The following is a 16,548-nucleotide window of genomic DNA, read 5'->3' as shown; positions in this document are numbered from 1 at the left end:
AAAAATGGCGGATACCAAACTGTCAAGTAATCGAAGATCTTTTGATTACTACAATAAAGTAAAGAGTTTTCTATTAGGCGTACAAGGAAACAATGGTCTCTTGTTGAAGCTCTGTGTATATGGACTATTGATTGGTATCGGATTTGTGTATCTATATCCGCTGATCTATATGGGATCGTATAGCTTTAAGTCGTTAGAGGATTTACTTAATCCTTTAATTAGCTGGATCCCGTCGACATTTTACACAGAAAACTATGCGATTGCCTACAAAGTGTTAAATTTATTCCCAACACTGATGGAAACATTGTATGTAACCGTAATTCCTGCGCTTGCCCAAACAGCGGTTGCTGCCATTGTTGGGTATGGGTTTGCTCGATTTGATTTTCCATTTAAAAAGTTGCTATTCGGCTTAGTGTTAATGACGTTTATTATTCCCCCGCAGGTGCTGATGATACCAAGGTATGTTTTCTTTAACGAATTAGGGTTGATTGGGAGTGTCTTATCGTTTTTGTTACCAGCCTTATTTGGGCAAGGATTGAACAGTGCAATTTTTATTCTTATTTTTTATCAGTTCTTCCGAATGATGCCAAAAGCATTAGAAGAAGCGGCACATTTAGATGGTGCTGGTAACTTAAGAATCTTTTTCACGATTGCCATTCCAATGGCAGTTCCGGCAATTATTATTTCGTTCTTATTTTCGTTTGTATGGTATTGGAATGAAACAACATTGGCCAGTCTTTACTTCGGAAATGAGTTAACAACCTTACCAATTCAATTAGAAAAGTTTGCTGATACTTTCGGGGAATTAAATACAACTGAAACAGCCCAAAATATTAATGAAGGGATCAGCATGGCAGGAACAATGCTATCGATTCTCCCATTACTAATTGTCTATTTCTTCACGCAACGCTGGTTTGTCGAAGGTGTTGATAGATCTGGTATAACAGGAGAATAATCAGATAGGAAGCTGGCTTATTTGTATTGGAGCTTCCCAAACATAAAAAAGGAACAACCCAAGAGTTAAAGATTTATAAGGGGTTTCTATACCCTTTTACCCAGCATGAACGGAAAGTAATACCCCGCCTTAAATCTTAAGTAAAGCGAGAAGAGAATGTGGGGGATAAACTTCCATGAAAATAAAACATTAAATTTTTCATCCTTGTTGGTGAATCTTGCTTCATGGTTGACTGCCCGTAAATGTCTTGATTGGTTCGAGAGCCTTTAAGTTATGTCCTTGGGTGCTAACAATCAGTGAGGGATAACCCTCACTGATTGAAGTTTCGGCTTTTATTGAAACGTTTCAATAACTGGAGGTGCAACTTTTGACAAATAAAAAAATAACCGATTTGATACAGAAAATGACGTTGAAAGAGAAAATTGATCAGTTAATCCAGTTGGCAACATTCTTTTATGAAGGTGCATTTGATAAAGGTGAGATTACTGGTCCGATGGAAGATATAGGAATTGATAAGGATACGATATACAACAGCGGTTCTGTCCTAGGTGCATCAGGTGCAAAACAAGTAATCACCATTCAAAAGGAGCATTTAAAAAAGAATAGACTAGGAATTCCGTTGTTAATTATGGCAGATATTGTTCACGGCTTTAAAACGATCTTCCCTGTACCACTAGCAATTGGCTGTTCTTGGGATGAGGATCTAGCAGAAAAGAGCGCTGCCATCGCAGCAAAAGAGGCAGCCGTTTCTGGTGTGCACGTAACTTTCGCACCGATGGTTGATTTAGTTCGTGATCCTCGCTGGGGACGCGTAATGGAATCCACAGGGGAAGATCCTTATTTGAACAGTGTCTTTGCTCGAGCATTTGTTAGAGGATTTCAAGGTTCAGATTTAAAAAATGATCCAAACAGTGTTGCAGCTTGTGTGAAACACTTTGCTGCTTACGGTGCACCAGAGGGTGGCCGCGATTATAATACGGTGAACATGTCAGAAAGGCAATTACGGGAATTTTATTTACCTGCTTACAAAGCAGCTCTTGATGAAGGTTGCGAGATGGTAATGACATCCTTTAATACAGTAGACGGCGTTCCAGCTACAGGTAATAAAAAACTTATGCGAGATTTACTTCGAGACGAGTGGGGATTTAATGGTGTTATGATTTCGGATTGGGGAGCCGTCAAGGAGCTTATTCCCCACGGTGTGGCGGCTTACCAAAAAGATGCAGCTTTACTGGCGATTAATGCTGGTGTGGATATTGAAATGATGACAGCTTGCTACTCAAAACATCTACACAGCCTCGTCGAGGAAGGTGCTGTATCAGAATCTCTTATTGACGAAGCTGTTTTGCGAATTTTGGAATTAAAAGAGAAGCTTAATTTATTCGAAAATCCGCTTCGTGGAGCAAATGAAGAACTAGAAGCAGAGGTAGTAATGAGTGAAGCACATCGAGAAGTTGCCCATAAGCTTGCAACCAAATCTTGTGTCTTATTAAAAAATGAACAGACGTTACCATTGAAACCCGAACAAAAAATTGCATTAATCGGACCATTCGCCAAAAATGGTGACATTCTCGGACCGTGGTCATGGCATGGTTCAAAAGAAGCTGCTGTGACGGTGGAACAAGGATTGCTTCGTAAGGTTTGTCCAGAAAATTTGGTTGTTGCTGAGGGTAGTGGTCTTAAAGAAGTGACGGAGGCACAGCTTGAAGAAGCAACAGAGGCAGCTAAAGAAGCTGATGTCATCGTATTAGCTCTCGGAGAACCTTCCTATATGAGTGGGGAAGCAGGGTGTCGTGCTGATATACGCCTTCTAGAAGCTCAGCTTGAGTTAATTAACAACATGAAGAAGTTAAATAAACCAATAGTAACAGTTCTATTTAACGGACGACCACTTGATTTGCATGGAGTGATCGATCAATCAGATGCAGTATTAGAAGCTTGGTACCCAGGAACCGAAGGTGGCCGCGCAATTGCTGACCTGTTGTATGGTGATGTAAATCCATCTGGGCGTTTAACCATGTCGTTTCCATACAGTGTGGGGCAGGTTCCTGTGTATTATAATCATTTCAATACAGGACGGCCACAAGTAATTGGATATACAGAAAATCGTTACGTATCGCAATATTTAGATATACCAAATGAGCCGTTGCTACCATTTGGATTTGGCTTAAGCTATACAGATTTTTCTTATGATGCACTAAAGCTATCACAAGAACAATTGAAGGAAAATGAGGAACTAAAGGTTTCCATTAATGTGAAAAACAAAGGTTCCGTAGCAGGAGAAGAAGTCGTTCAGCTCTATATCCGTGATGTGGTTGCGGAAGTCGTAAGACCGTTAAAAGAACTAAAAGACTTTCGAAAAATCCACCTTGAGCCAGGTGAGGAGCAAGAAATAACATTTACGGTTACTGAAGAGCAGCTTCGTTATTATCATCAAGATTTAGCTTATCGAAGTGATGATGGTGAATTTATAATCTTTGTTGGTCCAAATAGTCAAGAAGGACAAAGCGCACAGTTTCAATTAATAACGAACAGCTAGGAGGAGAAGACATGATAAAAGAGCAAGAGTCTACCGTAATGTTATCAGCAGGGGATCTTCATTTTTCTTTTTTAAATAGTGGTGATGTATTTGAGTCAACTTATAAGTCCATTATGGTTAATCAGTTAATTTCAAATCCAATTGATGGGTCCCTTAACAATCTTTATTTACGAATTCATCACGCTGATGCAGTAAAAGCATATCCATTACTTGGTGTGCAGTCTACTAGTGAAGTTGCTTTTGCTAGCGACCATGTGAAGTGGACTGGTTCGGTGGAAGGAATTGACTACCAGGTTTATTTTTATCTAACAGAGCTCGGTGTTTGGTTTTGGGATGTGAATGTAAACGGACAAAATAAAGTAATAGATGTTGTTTATGGGCAGGATATCGGGCTAGCTGATAAAGGAGCAATTCGGAATAACGAAGCGTACGTTTCTCAGTATGTTGATCACAAAGTTTTTGAAGATAACCAAAAAGGTTACGTAGTATGTTCTAGACAGAACCAACAGCAGTCCGGGGGCTTCCCTTATTTACAGCAAGGGGCGTTAACAAAAGTAGTTGCTTATTCAACAGATGGTTTCCAATTTTTTGGTAAAAAATATAAAGAAACAAATGAACCAGAAATCTTAACAAAGCCAACACTAGCAAATGAAGTTTATCAATACGAATTTGCTTATACTGCACTACAAACGGAAAAAGTGACTTTATCAGGAAATCGTCGATTTACTTTTTATGGGTTATTTAAAGAAAATCATCAATCAGCTATCACAGAATTAGAATTTGATCAAATTGTTTTGGATGCTTGGAATCAAATTGAAGGTAAACCACTGAACACAGCGTCGATTTCTGAAAAAGTATCCAGAGCAAAAAATATTGGTGCGCCTCTTGATACGGAGCCTATGACAGCTGAAGAGATTAATAACCATTATCCTAAGCGTCATCAAGAGGAGTGGGACGGTGAAATACTATTATCGTTCTTTACGGATACGCATGAACATGTGGTTTTGAAGGAGAAGGAATTACGTGTAGAGCGTCCTCACGGTCACATTATTATGTCTGGGAACAACGAACGACTTAAAGAAAATACCATTACATCAACTTCTTGGATGTATGGGATCTTTAATGCGCAACTTGTTGTGGGAAATACAAGCTTCAACAAGTTGCTGACAAATGCACGTAGTCCACTAAATATTAGTAAAACATCTGGTCAGCGGATCTACGTTGAAATCGATAAAACTTACCATTTACTAACAATACCGTCTTTATATGAGATTGGTTTTAACTATTCTCGGTGGTATTACAAAACAAAAACAGAGACATTTGTGATAACAACCTATACAACAGTTGATACACCAGAAGTAAGAATGCAAATGAGTACTATGAGTGGTAAATCTTATCGTTATCTTGTTACAAATCAAGTTGTCATGCATCCAAATGAATACGAAGTACCATTCCATATTAATCGAGAAGGACAGGTATTGACTGTTAAAGCTGATCCATCTTCCATGCCAGCTAACGTCTATCCGAATTTAGCCTATCGAATAAAAATGGACGGTGCAACCTTCCAAGTGAAGGATGAACAAAGTATTGCGACTAACGTTATCCCACAGTCTGCTTCTCTTGTCGTCTTTGAGCTAGATGCTGCACCATCGTGGGAGATGACGGTTCAGGGATTATTAAATGATGAAGTATTACCTTTTGAGGACCGCTCAGCTTCTGTGGAGATAGAGCGATATCGCAACTACTATCGCAAAGTAATGAATGGATTCCAATTGTCCAAGCAAGGACAATTCCCAGATGACTTAAATAAAGTGAATGCTCTAGCTTGGTGGTATACACATAATATGCTTGTCCATTTTTCTGTACCTCACGGATTAGAGCAGTATAGTGGTGCAGCTTGGGGAACACGTGATGTTTGTCAAGGACCTACCGAGTATTTCATGGCAACCCAAAACTATGAATCTGTTAAAGAAATCATTAAAACCGTGTACTCCCACCAATTTGCTGAGGATGGTAACTGGCCGCAGTGGTTTATGTTTGATAAATATTCGAATATCCAAGCGGGTGAAAGTCACGGCGATATTATTGTGTGGCCATTAAAGGTATTAGGAGATTATCTTGTCACAACGAAGGATTATGAAATTCTTCAAGAAAAAGTACCTTATTCCATGCGTTCCAATGGTTTTGCTTTAACAGAAGAAAAAGAAACGATTTACGAACATGCGAAAAAAGAAATTGAATATATTAAACAGCATTTCTTACATGATACGTATCTATCATCGTACGGGGATGGAGATTGGGACGATACACTCCAACCAGCCAATAAACAATTAAAGGAATACATGGTAAGTAGCTGGACAGTAGCCCTAACCTATCAAGCCATTTCGAATTTGTCTAAGGCGATTACAGGGGTAGATGATCAGTATGCTGCAGAACTAAAAGAGGTAACAGTCGGAATTGAGAAAGACTTTAAAAAATACATGTTAAAATCCGGTATTATACCTGGCTTCGTCTATTTGGAAGACCCAAATCAAGCAGAAATGATGCTACACCCAGAAGATACAAAGACAGGAATTAACTATCGTCTATTGCCAATGCAAAGAAGTATGATTAGTGAATTGCTAACACCAGAAGAGGCGGAGGCACATTATCAGTTAATCAAAGAAAAATTATACTGTCCTGATGGTGTTCGTTTGATGAATCGCCCAGCCAATTATGAAGGTGGAGTGAGCAAGCATTTCCAACGTGCAGAAACAGCATCTAACTTTGGGCGTGAGATTGGTTTACAATATGTTCATGCACATATTCGTTTCGTAGAAGCAATGGCAAAGCTTGGTAAAGCAGATGAAGTTTGGAACGGATTACAAATGATTAATCCAATTGGCATCCAGCAGGTAGTACCAAATGCAGAAATAAGACAAAGCAATGCCTATTTTAGTAGTTCAGATGGTAAATTCAACACCCGTTACGATGCACAAGAAAACTTTGAAAAATTACGAGATGGATCGGTAGCAGTTAAAGGTGGATGGCGAATTTATTCCAGTGGACCTGGAATTTATATGAATCAATTAATCTCAAATTGCTTGGGTATTCGCCAAGAAGGTGGGGACCTTGTCATCGATCCGGTGCTGAATAAGGATTTTGACGGTTTAACGTTCGACTATCATTTTAACCAAAAGCCTATATCGGTTGTTTATCATATCGGTGAAGGAGAAAAACAGGTGCTTATAAATGGAAAGCCTGTTGAAACAACTGGACAGGTGAAAAACCGTTATCGAGAAGGCGGCTTCCGGATTGCGCGAGATGTTATCGAAGTAACACTTAATCAAGAAGTTAATGTATTAGATGTCTATTCGTAAGTTGAACTAGATAAAGGAGAGCCTCCTATTGATGATGTTACAGGGGTGTTCCCTATTGATTTTATGCCCCGGCAATTAGAAGGGAGACTCGAAGTGCTATGAAAAATAGAAAAAGTATATTCGTTTTGATCGGTATTTTAATTCTAATTTCTATAGGTGTAATTTTCTTGTTTCAGAATATGGATAAGCAAGCATCTAGTAGAAATGAGGTAGAAGGACCACCTATCTTAGAGTTGGAAAGCAAAAGTAGTTTTGATTTTTTTTGGAAGGAAGCAAACACAGATATAGATAGTCCGGGATATGGATTAATACGTGACCGTGCTCCAGGAAATCCAAATCTATCAAGTGTCGCTTCTGTTGGCTTTGGTTTGACAGCGATAACAATTGGTGTAGAAAGAGATTGGATTACAAAGGATGAAGCAAAACAACGTGTGGAAGGAACCCTTGATACCCTTCTAGAAGAAGCAGAACATATCAATGGTGTATTTTACCACTTTCTGAATATGAGCAATGCAAAAAGAGCTGGTACGAGTGAGGTATCGATTATTGATACTGCGATTCTTGTTAATGGAGCATTAACAACAGGGGAATACTTTGGTGGTGACATAAAAGACAAAGCTGAGGAAATTTATAAACGTGTGGACTGGGAGTGGTTCCGAAACCCAGATCAAAATTTATTTTACATGAGCTATTCCCCTGAAAATGGCTTTGCAGGAGCTTGGGATTTCTATGCGGAACAACAAATGATTTACTTTCTAGCCGCAGCATCTCCCACCCATCCAACAAGTCCAGATATGTTTTATGCATTTAAGAAAGATAAAAAATCGTATGGAGATGGGGAACCATTTATCCACTCTTGGTTTGGATCTTTGTTTACTCATCAATTTACTTATGCGTGGTTTGATTTGCGCGATTTAGTGGACAAAGAAGGGGTTAACTGGTTTGAAAATTCAGTCATCGCCTCAAAGGCAAATCGTGCTTACGTTATGGACAAAGCGGATGAGTTTTCTGCATTTGGCCCTAATTCATGGGGGCTAACAGCTAGTGATGGGCCGAGTGGCTATAATGGCACATACGGTGCGAGTCCATCAGGCTTTGACAATACGGCACATTTTACAGACGGAACAATTCCACCAGCAGGTGCTGCAGGATCGATTGTATTTACACCAGAGGAATCGATTGCTACCTTAGAGCATTATCATGAAATTCCTGAATTATGGGGAGATTATGGGTTTAAAGATGCCTATAACTTAGAAAAACCAAGACCTTGGTATGCCCAAGATGTTATTGGGATTGATAAAGGGATTACATTACTAATGATTGAAAATTATCGCACAGGCTTTGTATGGGATACATTTATGAAAAATGAGTACGTGAAAGCAGGAATGGAAGAGGTTGGGCTAACGAAAGTGGAGTGACGAAATAAGGTATTCTAAATACAATCGATTCTTTTGTGATGTAACCATAAAGGTTAGTTGAATTCACTAAGATGCGAAAGTAATTGAATGTTTATAGATATTCCATAAAACTATTAATTACAAGAAAATTCATATCGATAGTTACCAATAGAATGGAAAACAAGGAGGGGCATCCGTGATTGAGATTAAGGATAAACAGATTATCATAAATGGTAAGCCGGAACTCATTATGTGTGGAGAAATTCATTACTACCGCCTTGATAAATCAGAGTGGCAGGATCGCATTGATAAGTTAAAAGCCACTGGATGTAATGCAGTAGCAACATATGTACCATGGCTTTGTCATGAAGAATTTGAAGGAAATATTGATTTAGTGGGTAAAACACGACCAGAGTTAGATTTAATTGGGTTTATCGATCTATGTGCGGAAAACGACCTATACTTTTTCTTGCGCCCGGGACCATTTATCATGGCAGAAATGAAAAATGAAGGTATTCCGCACTGGGTCATTAACAAGCATCCAGAGATTGTGCCTATTCGTTGGGATGGAGAAGGTACATTAGCAAAAACACTAGATTATACTGCTCCGAATTTCTTAAAAGAAACCAAAAAATGGTATAGAGCGGTTATGGAGATTACTGCTCCAAGGCTCATTACCAATGGTGGAAATATTATTGCGATTCAGCTTGATAATGAAATTGGTATGCTCTCTTGGGTAAGTAACAGTCCAGATCTTACGGATCAAGTTTTAGCTGACTTTGCTACCTGGTTAATGGAAAAATATGATCAAAAAACACTTGATTCAAGGTACCCCTTTAATTTAGAAGATGTCGTTACTCGTAACCAAGGGATTAGATCTCCAAAAGAAGACTATGTGACAGCACTTCATTTTGACCTTGGATATTTTATGCGCCACCGCTTTGCCAAATATGTTGCGATATTAAGAGGATATGCGGAGGAATTCGGTGTAAAAGATATCCCATTTGTAGTAAACATACATGGAACTGGCAGAGGACGTGGGTTTACATTCCCAATTGGAATTAGCCAACTTTATGAATCGTACACTCAAGCACCAGGCTATATATCGGGATCTGACATTTATTTTGGCGACCTAAATATGGAAACCTTTCAAGATCTTTATATTATTAATGGATTCATGGATGCAGTCCACAATCCAGATCAACCACTAACATCTGTGGAGTTTAACTGTGGAGACGGTAATTTTGGTAACAATTTTAGTGGTCGGTTAGATCCATCAGCGGCTGATTTTAAAGCGCGCATGTGCGTAGCTCAAGGAAATCGATTACTCAACTATTATTTAATGACAGGTGGTAGAAACTATCGCCTAAGTGAGAAACATAACGATGGTAACGATCGAATTGCTTCCACAGGTGAACGTCATGGCTTTGCAGCACCGATAAGTCCAGAAGGCGAGTTGAACTACACCTATCCACGGATGGCACGTTCGATAAAGACGATGATGGCGGTATCGGATAAGCTCGCTAGAATGCAGGAAGAACGAGATGGCGTGGCTTATGCTTTTATACCAGACTATTTTATGACTGAGTCCCGCTACCCTAGTAGTGAAAAAATGAGAGAGATTTATCAAAATATTGAGGCAAACAGGACTACTGCAGCTTGGGAAAACATGGGTCGTGCCATGCTTCTTGCTGGGTATCGATATGGTTCGGTAGATATTCAAAATAAGCCGATCAACGCTTCCGAAACACCAGTATTAGCAATTGCATCTGCTCGCTATATGCATAAACATATTCAAGAAAAGATCATCCAATATTTGCAAGATGGTGGGAGCATTCTTCTTTATGGAGAAGTACCAACACATGACTTGGAAGGGAATTCTTGTACTTTACTAATGGACGCTCTCAACATAAAACATGCAAATATCTATTATGACAGGCTTCATTACAATTTGTCCGTTTACGCAGATGGATGGGCCGCGGACCGAGCTGAGCTACGTGTATACAAAGCACAAGTATTTGATGTGGGCGAACAGGTAGAACCTCTTTTTCGTGTTTATGGCACGGATGAAGTCTGCGGCTTTGCTACATCAGTTGGTAAAGGGAACGCAATTGTGATCGCTACGCCATATACCTGTGATATCGATTTCTACAAAACAGCACTTGAAAAACTTGGAGCAACGGCAGATTTGACTAACGACAGTAAATTTCATGGTGTGTTTATGACATCGACTGCTACTAAGGAGGGTGAGAGATTCTTACACATCTTAAACTTAGATGGCTTTGATAAGGAATTTCACATATATGAGAAGGGCAAGAAACTATTTGATGGTCGTAAACTGCAAGTGCAAAGTAAAGACGGACTCATGCTACCAATGAATTTAGTAATACAGAATCACAAGATTATTTATAGTACCGCAGAGATCATTAACATTGAGAAACAACAACTACAATTCCGACTTACTCAGGCAGAAGATGTGATTGCCATCGAGACGGATCGTGAAATTGCTCCGAGTTCGAATTATGAAGTTAAAAAGGAAGGATCAGTAACCTATATCCTATCAAAAAAGCATGCGAAAATCGATGATCAATTAGTAGTCAGATTTTCATAATGTATCATTTTTAAAAATGAAAAGGCGATTACATATATAGAGATGTAACGCCTTTTCCACTATCCATTTTTTAGCAAGAAGCGTCTTTCGGGAACAGAATAAATCTGCTATAGACATATTGATAGCCTATTGTTTCCTTACTTTTTAGAGCTGCAAAATGGACGTTAATATAAAAAGGAAAAAGGAGAATTTACTAAATGAACATTACCGAAGCTTATACTAAGTTACCGAGCAAAGTCAAAGCTTTTTTTGATCAACAATATGAAGACTCATATCGACTACTTGATGCATCCCGTCATCCGATAACGGGACTATATGCCGACAGTTATTTATCCTTTGAACAAAATCCTGATTTACGTTGCTCAATCGCAGCAACGGGAGTTGGTTTGATCGGGCTTTCTGTTGCGGACATGGAAGGTTGGGATCAAAATGCAGGAGAGAAGGCAGCGGTTACGCTGCGAACTGCACTAGGCGAACTAGATTCGTGTCAGCCAGCGCGTGACAAGAAGACGGGCTTTTTTGCACATTTTGTTGATATGGAAAGCGGTAAGAATCTCAATTCAGAAATCTCTACAATCGATACATCACTTTTAGTTGCAGGAGCGCTATTTGCTGGAAACCATTTTAAAGACACGCGTCCAGAAATTGAAGAAATGGCCATAACCTTATTAAAGCAAATAGACTGGAGTGTTGTAGTAGCAGATATCGAGACAGGCTCGATTAATATGGTTGTAAAGGATGGAGAAGGGACATTGCCGTTACCTGCCTTTAACGAATATGTAATAGTTGCTCATCTAGCTAAGCTTGGTCAGCCAGGAAATGAAGCAATCCAGGCGTTATGGAATGAAAATTTCGCAGAGGATAGGATCCATTTATTGCCACAAATAAATTTTCGGGACATTCCAGTTCTTAATGATGCGAAGGGGAAGCATTTCTTATCTTCATTCGTTCATCAATTTCCTTTTTACCTTGTTCCAGAGTATGCAGAAAGTAAAATTTACCGTGATTTCTACGAGAATGCTTGCATGGCGGATCGTTTAAAGTGGAAGGAATTAAGGGATGTACCTTCTTATATATGGGGATATGGTGCGGGACCAAATGACGGCTTGTTTGGCGGTTATCATGCAGACAAAATAAATAATTCACCAGGTAATGTTGCATCTGCTTACATTGTTGCAGGATTTCTACCAGTCTATCCAGCTGGGATTTATGATTTGTATGCATTATATCAGTTGCACATCCCGTATGATCAGTATGAAAATCCAAGGGACAGAGAAGATGAGCAAAAATTTCGTTCTGCCTACAAGTATGGATTGCATCGTAGTTCTTGGTGGCATTTGGAACAGCCAGATAGATGGTATCCTACCAAAGTCACACTTATTGATTGGAGCTCGATGTTATATGGCTTAACAGCTTTTAAACGGGGTATGGAATTTTTTACTGATAATCTGAAACGATAGTCTTTTTACAGGCAGAATCAAATGAATTGGTAGACTGTTGCTGATTTTATAAAGATAAGGAGGGTCATCAGATCATTATCCCATCCATGCTGAACTGTTTACGAAGCAGTAAAGACCAAGTGTTGCGTTAAATATTTTGAGACAAAAGGAGCAAAACTATGATTCAGGTTAAAGATCAAAGCATCCAAATTAACGGAGAAGATGTAGTATTGTTTGGAGGGGAGTTGCATTATTTTCGCGTTCCAAAAACAGAATGGAGAAATCGAATTCTTCAAGCAAAAGAAGCAGGAATGAACATGATCAGTACATATGTCCCGTGGGGATTTCATGAATACGAAGAAGGTAAGATTGATTTAGAAGGAAAGACAAGGGCTGAACGTGATCTTGTCACTTTTTTACAAATTGTTCAGGAAGAGAATATGTACTGCTTGGTTCGTCCAGGTCCTTATGTGATGGCAGAAGTAGTAGATCACGGTGTTCCTACGTGGTTCATTGATAACTATCCCGAAGCAGTCGCTAAAACACAGCAAGGTAATATACATCCAACACGAGTAGTTAGTTACATGCATCCAACTTATTTAAAGAAAGTTAAAGCATGGTATAAACAGGTTTGTCGAGTTATTGAACCAAATCAAATTCAGCATGGTGGCTCTATCATTTTATTTCAGCTAGACAATGAAGTAGGGATGTTTCACTGGGTAACAAATCAAGGAGACTACAACCTAGAAACACAAAAGCTATTTGTTGATTATTTGCAAAAGAAATTTTCCTTAGAACAGTTTAATGCTACTTTCCACGTTAGCGTAGACAGTATCGAGAGGTTTGCAACAGGCAGTATAGCGGACCCAGAACAACCTTATGGTGTGGCAATCCGTAATGAATACAGTATGTTTATGCGACAACATTACCGTGCGTATCTTGAATACGTAAAACAATTAGCTGTAACTGAAGGGATTCGAGTGCCGTTCGTAGTGAATGTCCATGGGTTTGATACAGTCGACTTTTTAAAACGAGGTAAGAAGTACCCTATTGGCCTATCACAGTTAGCAGAGGCTGCAAAAATTGATGATGTACTCTTAGCCGGTGATTATTATATTGGCAATATTGAGTACGATAATTACATTGATATTGTTTTGGCAAATGCATTTACCAAAAGTATTCAATGGAATGAACAGCCCTTATTTTCTGCCGAGTTCCAAGGAGGTAGTATCCCAGATAAGCCTAGACTACAGCCAAGTACATTTGATTTAACTACTCGACTGTGCATAGCAAATGGGATGAATGCCATTAACTATTATATGTTTGTTGGAGGTGAAAACTATGAAAATATCGGTCTGTTAGGTAGACGTCACGAATGGCAGGCACCACTATCCGCAACAGGAAAGAAAAAACCGCATTATAAAGTCATTCAACATTTAGGTCAAATGCTAAACGTTTACCAGAAACAGCTAGCAAAAGCAAAACAGGATACAAACACTCATTTTGCATTTTATCCAGAATATTTTATGACTGAATTCAGTAACGATTTTACTAAATCCATCGATCAACATTTGCAAAGGGAACGAGAGGATAATATTTATGATGGAGTTGCGAGAGGATTACGATTTAATAATATCATCTTTGATGGTTATAATGTCCAGTTAGAACAAAAGATTGAACCTAAACAAGTCCCAACTCTATGGATGTTTGCAGACAAACGCATGTCGGAATCTGTACAAGAAAGGTTAGTAAACTATATAGAAGATGGTGGTCTATTAGTATTATTTCCTATTATTCCAACTGAAAATATGAATGGAGAGCCTTGTACGATATTAAAAGACTATATAAATGTTAAGGTGAAAGGTAAGAAGAATCGTGGTTTTGTTCAAATAGATGAAGTGGATAGCGTTCAAGTCATCTCTATGGAGCATTATGAAATTACTGAGGGTGCTTTTGGTTGGTCTGAAGATGAGAACCGCGATGTGGTAGCATTCGAAAAAGAGTTAGGTAAAGGAAAGCTTATCATGTTTGGGGTAAGTATGCAAAATGACTATCAATATAAAAATCCAATTTATCGTAACTTAGCTGCTAAAGGTGGGGTTGAAAGTAGCTTTACGTTAGAGGATGAAGTAGACATTTCTGCTAGAGTAATCAACGACCATAGTTATTTTGTTTTTTTAAATAATTTTGACGAGTATGAAAAAATAACAACTGTTCATTACAATGGCAACTTACTTTTTGATGGAAAGCAGGTAACAGTTCCAGGAAAAAGTGGTTTAATGCTACCAATTAATATTCAAGTACAACCAGATTTAACTGTTGTATATAGTACTGCTGAGATAGTTAAACAATTGATATCAGATGAAACGATGGTGATGGAAGTAGCAATTAATCAAGATCAAGAGGAGCTCGTTTTTCAGTCTACTAAGTGGATTCCAACAGAAAGCGCCACTGTTAAAGTAGTAGAAGATACACAATATAAAACGTATAAAGTAAAGATAAATTCTCGTAATAAAGTAGAGAACATTCCATTTTATTTAAAAAAATAATAATAATTCCATTAATAAGGAAAGGATGATCACTAATGAAAATTCTATATTTTGACATTGATGCCCTTCGACCAGACCATCTTGGTTGTTATGGCTATCATAGGAATACATCTCCAAATATAGACAAGTTAGCACAACGGGGTGTACGATTTACAAATTATTACGCTTCTGATGTGCCATGTGCACCATCACGATCAGCGCTATTTAGTTCGCGATTTGGGATTCATAATGGGGTAGTGAACCACGGGGGCTTACAAGCAGATATTCGTCCAATTGGAAAAGACAGACCATTTAATTATCATCATTCTGACCATGAAACGTGGGTCGATACGTTAAGAAGCAAGGATGTGTATACAGCCATTATCAGTCCTTTTCCTGGTCGTCATGAAGCTTATCACATATTAAGAGGATTTCTAGAAATGAATGATACTGGTAAGCATGCTGCTGAGACGGCAGGTGATGTTACTGAGAAGACGTTGAGATGGCTAAAAGGACGTGGAACAGAAAAAGAAAACTGGTTCTTATATGTAAATATGTGGGATCCGCACACGCCATATCGTACTCCAGAATCCTATGGGAATCCCTTTGAACATGAACCAGCACCAGATTGGCTGACCGATGAAATGATTGCAGAACACCGAGATAGCTACGGTCCTTACAGTGCTCGTGATTTGCCGAAAGCAAGACAATGGCCGGGCATTCCAGAAGAAATCCGTAACAGAGAAGATTTTAAAAAATGGATTGATGGGTATGATACCGCAATTCATCATGTAGACAAGCATATAGGAGTAATTATTGATGAGTTGGAAGAACAAGGAATATTAGATGATACGATCATTATTATTTCATCTGATCATGGGGAAAATCAAGGAGAGCTTAATGTTTACGGAGACCACCAGCTTGCTGATTATATAACATGCCGAATTCCATGTATTATTGCTGGACCACAAATAAAGCAAGGTCATATAGATGAAGACTTCCATTATCAAATCGACCTTGGGCCTACATTAGCTGCACTGGTTGGTGGAAAGCAACGGGAAAGATGGGATGGAAATAGCTTCCTTAGAGCGATAACTGACGGAGAATCAGCAGGGCGACCACATGTAGTTGTCAGTCAAAATGCATGGAGTTGTCAACGTGGAGTTCGATTTGATAATTGGATGTTTATCCGTACTTATCATGATGGCTTAAAAGAGCTTCCTGATTTTATGCTGTTCGATATAGAAAACGACCCACACGAAACGACTAATCTCTTTTATAAGCGACCAGAAATTGCCGCTAAAGGTCTGCAGATATTAGATGAATGGGTAGCAGACCAAATGAAAACCTCAGATACACCGATCGATCCAATGTGGAGTGTCATCCATGAGGGTGGACCATTTCATACAAGAGATGATATAGACCTTGATCGATATTTAAAACAATTACGTAGTCAAAATAGAAATGAAGCAGCCGATAGACTCGAACAACGCTACAAATCATGATGGTAAATGTATATTAGTAGGTACCCTCTATAAGTTTGATCAGCTGCTGCGGAAGACCCAGCTAATCCCGTAAATATGATCAATGTTTTACAAAGAGCAAATAAAAATGTGTTATATGCAGTTTCACTGACGTGGAAGATGCAGCAAAAACGTATTTAAGACCTTAAAGATATGAAGGAATCGGTTTCGATATCCTGCATGAACGAGCAGCAGTC

The 16,548-nt window shown here is 38.8% G+C and carries 8 protein-coding genes; all 8 read left to right on the top strand.

Annotation, left to right across the window (positions count from 1 at the left end; genetic code table 11):
* Window positions 1–4: 4 nt before the first annotated feature.
* Window positions 5–955 carry a carbohydrate ABC transporter permease gene (locus RZN25_13585; protein ID MEQ6377847.1) on the top strand — a complete coding sequence of 317 codons (951 nt, stop codon included), beginning with the start codon at window positions 5–7 and terminating at the stop codon, window positions 953–955.
* Between the two features lie 367 nt (window positions 956–1,322).
* Window positions 1,323–3,494, top strand: a complete 2,172-nt coding sequence (locus RZN25_13580) for a glycoside hydrolase family 3 N-terminal domain-containing protein (GenBank protein MEQ6377846.1) — start codon at window positions 1,323–1,325, stop codon at window positions 3,492–3,494.
* 11 nt (window positions 3,495–3,505) lie between these two features.
* On the top strand, window positions 3,506–6,853 hold the full coding sequence (locus tag RZN25_13575) for a cellobiose phosphorylase (protein MEQ6377845.1): 3,348 nt from the start codon (window positions 3,506–3,508) through the stop codon (window positions 6,851–6,853).
* A 98-nt stretch (window positions 6,854–6,951) separates the two neighbouring features.
* The gene (locus RZN25_13570; protein MEQ6377844.1) at window positions 6,952–8,271 is read left to right on the top strand and encodes a glucoamylase family protein; all 1,320 of its coding nucleotides are present in this window, start codon (window positions 6,952–6,954) and stop codon (window positions 8,269–8,271) included.
* Window positions 8,272–8,446: 175 nt separating this feature from the next.
* A complete protein-coding gene (locus RZN25_13565) occupies window positions 8,447–10,861 on the top strand; it encodes a beta-galactosidase (GenBank protein MEQ6377843.1) in 2,415 nt (804 codons plus the stop codon).
* Between the two features lie 197 nt (window positions 10,862–11,058).
* A complete protein-coding gene (locus RZN25_13560) occupies window positions 11,059–12,321 on the top strand; it encodes a hypothetical protein (GenBank protein MEQ6377842.1) in 1,263 nt (420 codons plus the stop codon).
* A gap of 158 nt (window positions 12,322–12,479) precedes the next feature.
* Window positions 12,480–14,849: a beta-galactosidase gene (locus RZN25_13555; protein ID MEQ6377841.1), complete on the top strand. Its 2,370-nt coding sequence runs from the start codon at window positions 12,480–12,482 to the stop codon at window positions 14,847–14,849.
* 35 nt (window positions 14,850–14,884) lie between these two features.
* A complete protein-coding gene (locus RZN25_13550; GenBank protein MEQ6377840.1) occupies window positions 14,885–16,333 on the top strand; it encodes a sulfatase in 1,449 nt (482 codons plus the stop codon).
* Window positions 16,334–16,548: the final 215 nt, after the last annotated feature.

This window comes from Bacillaceae bacterium S4-13-56 (assembly GCA_040191315.1).
GTDB lineage: Bacteria > Bacillota > Bacilli > Bacillales > JAWJLM01 > JAWJLM01.
Note: the sequence above shows the minus strand (reverse complement) of the source record. Positions and strands in the feature narration are given on the sequence as shown.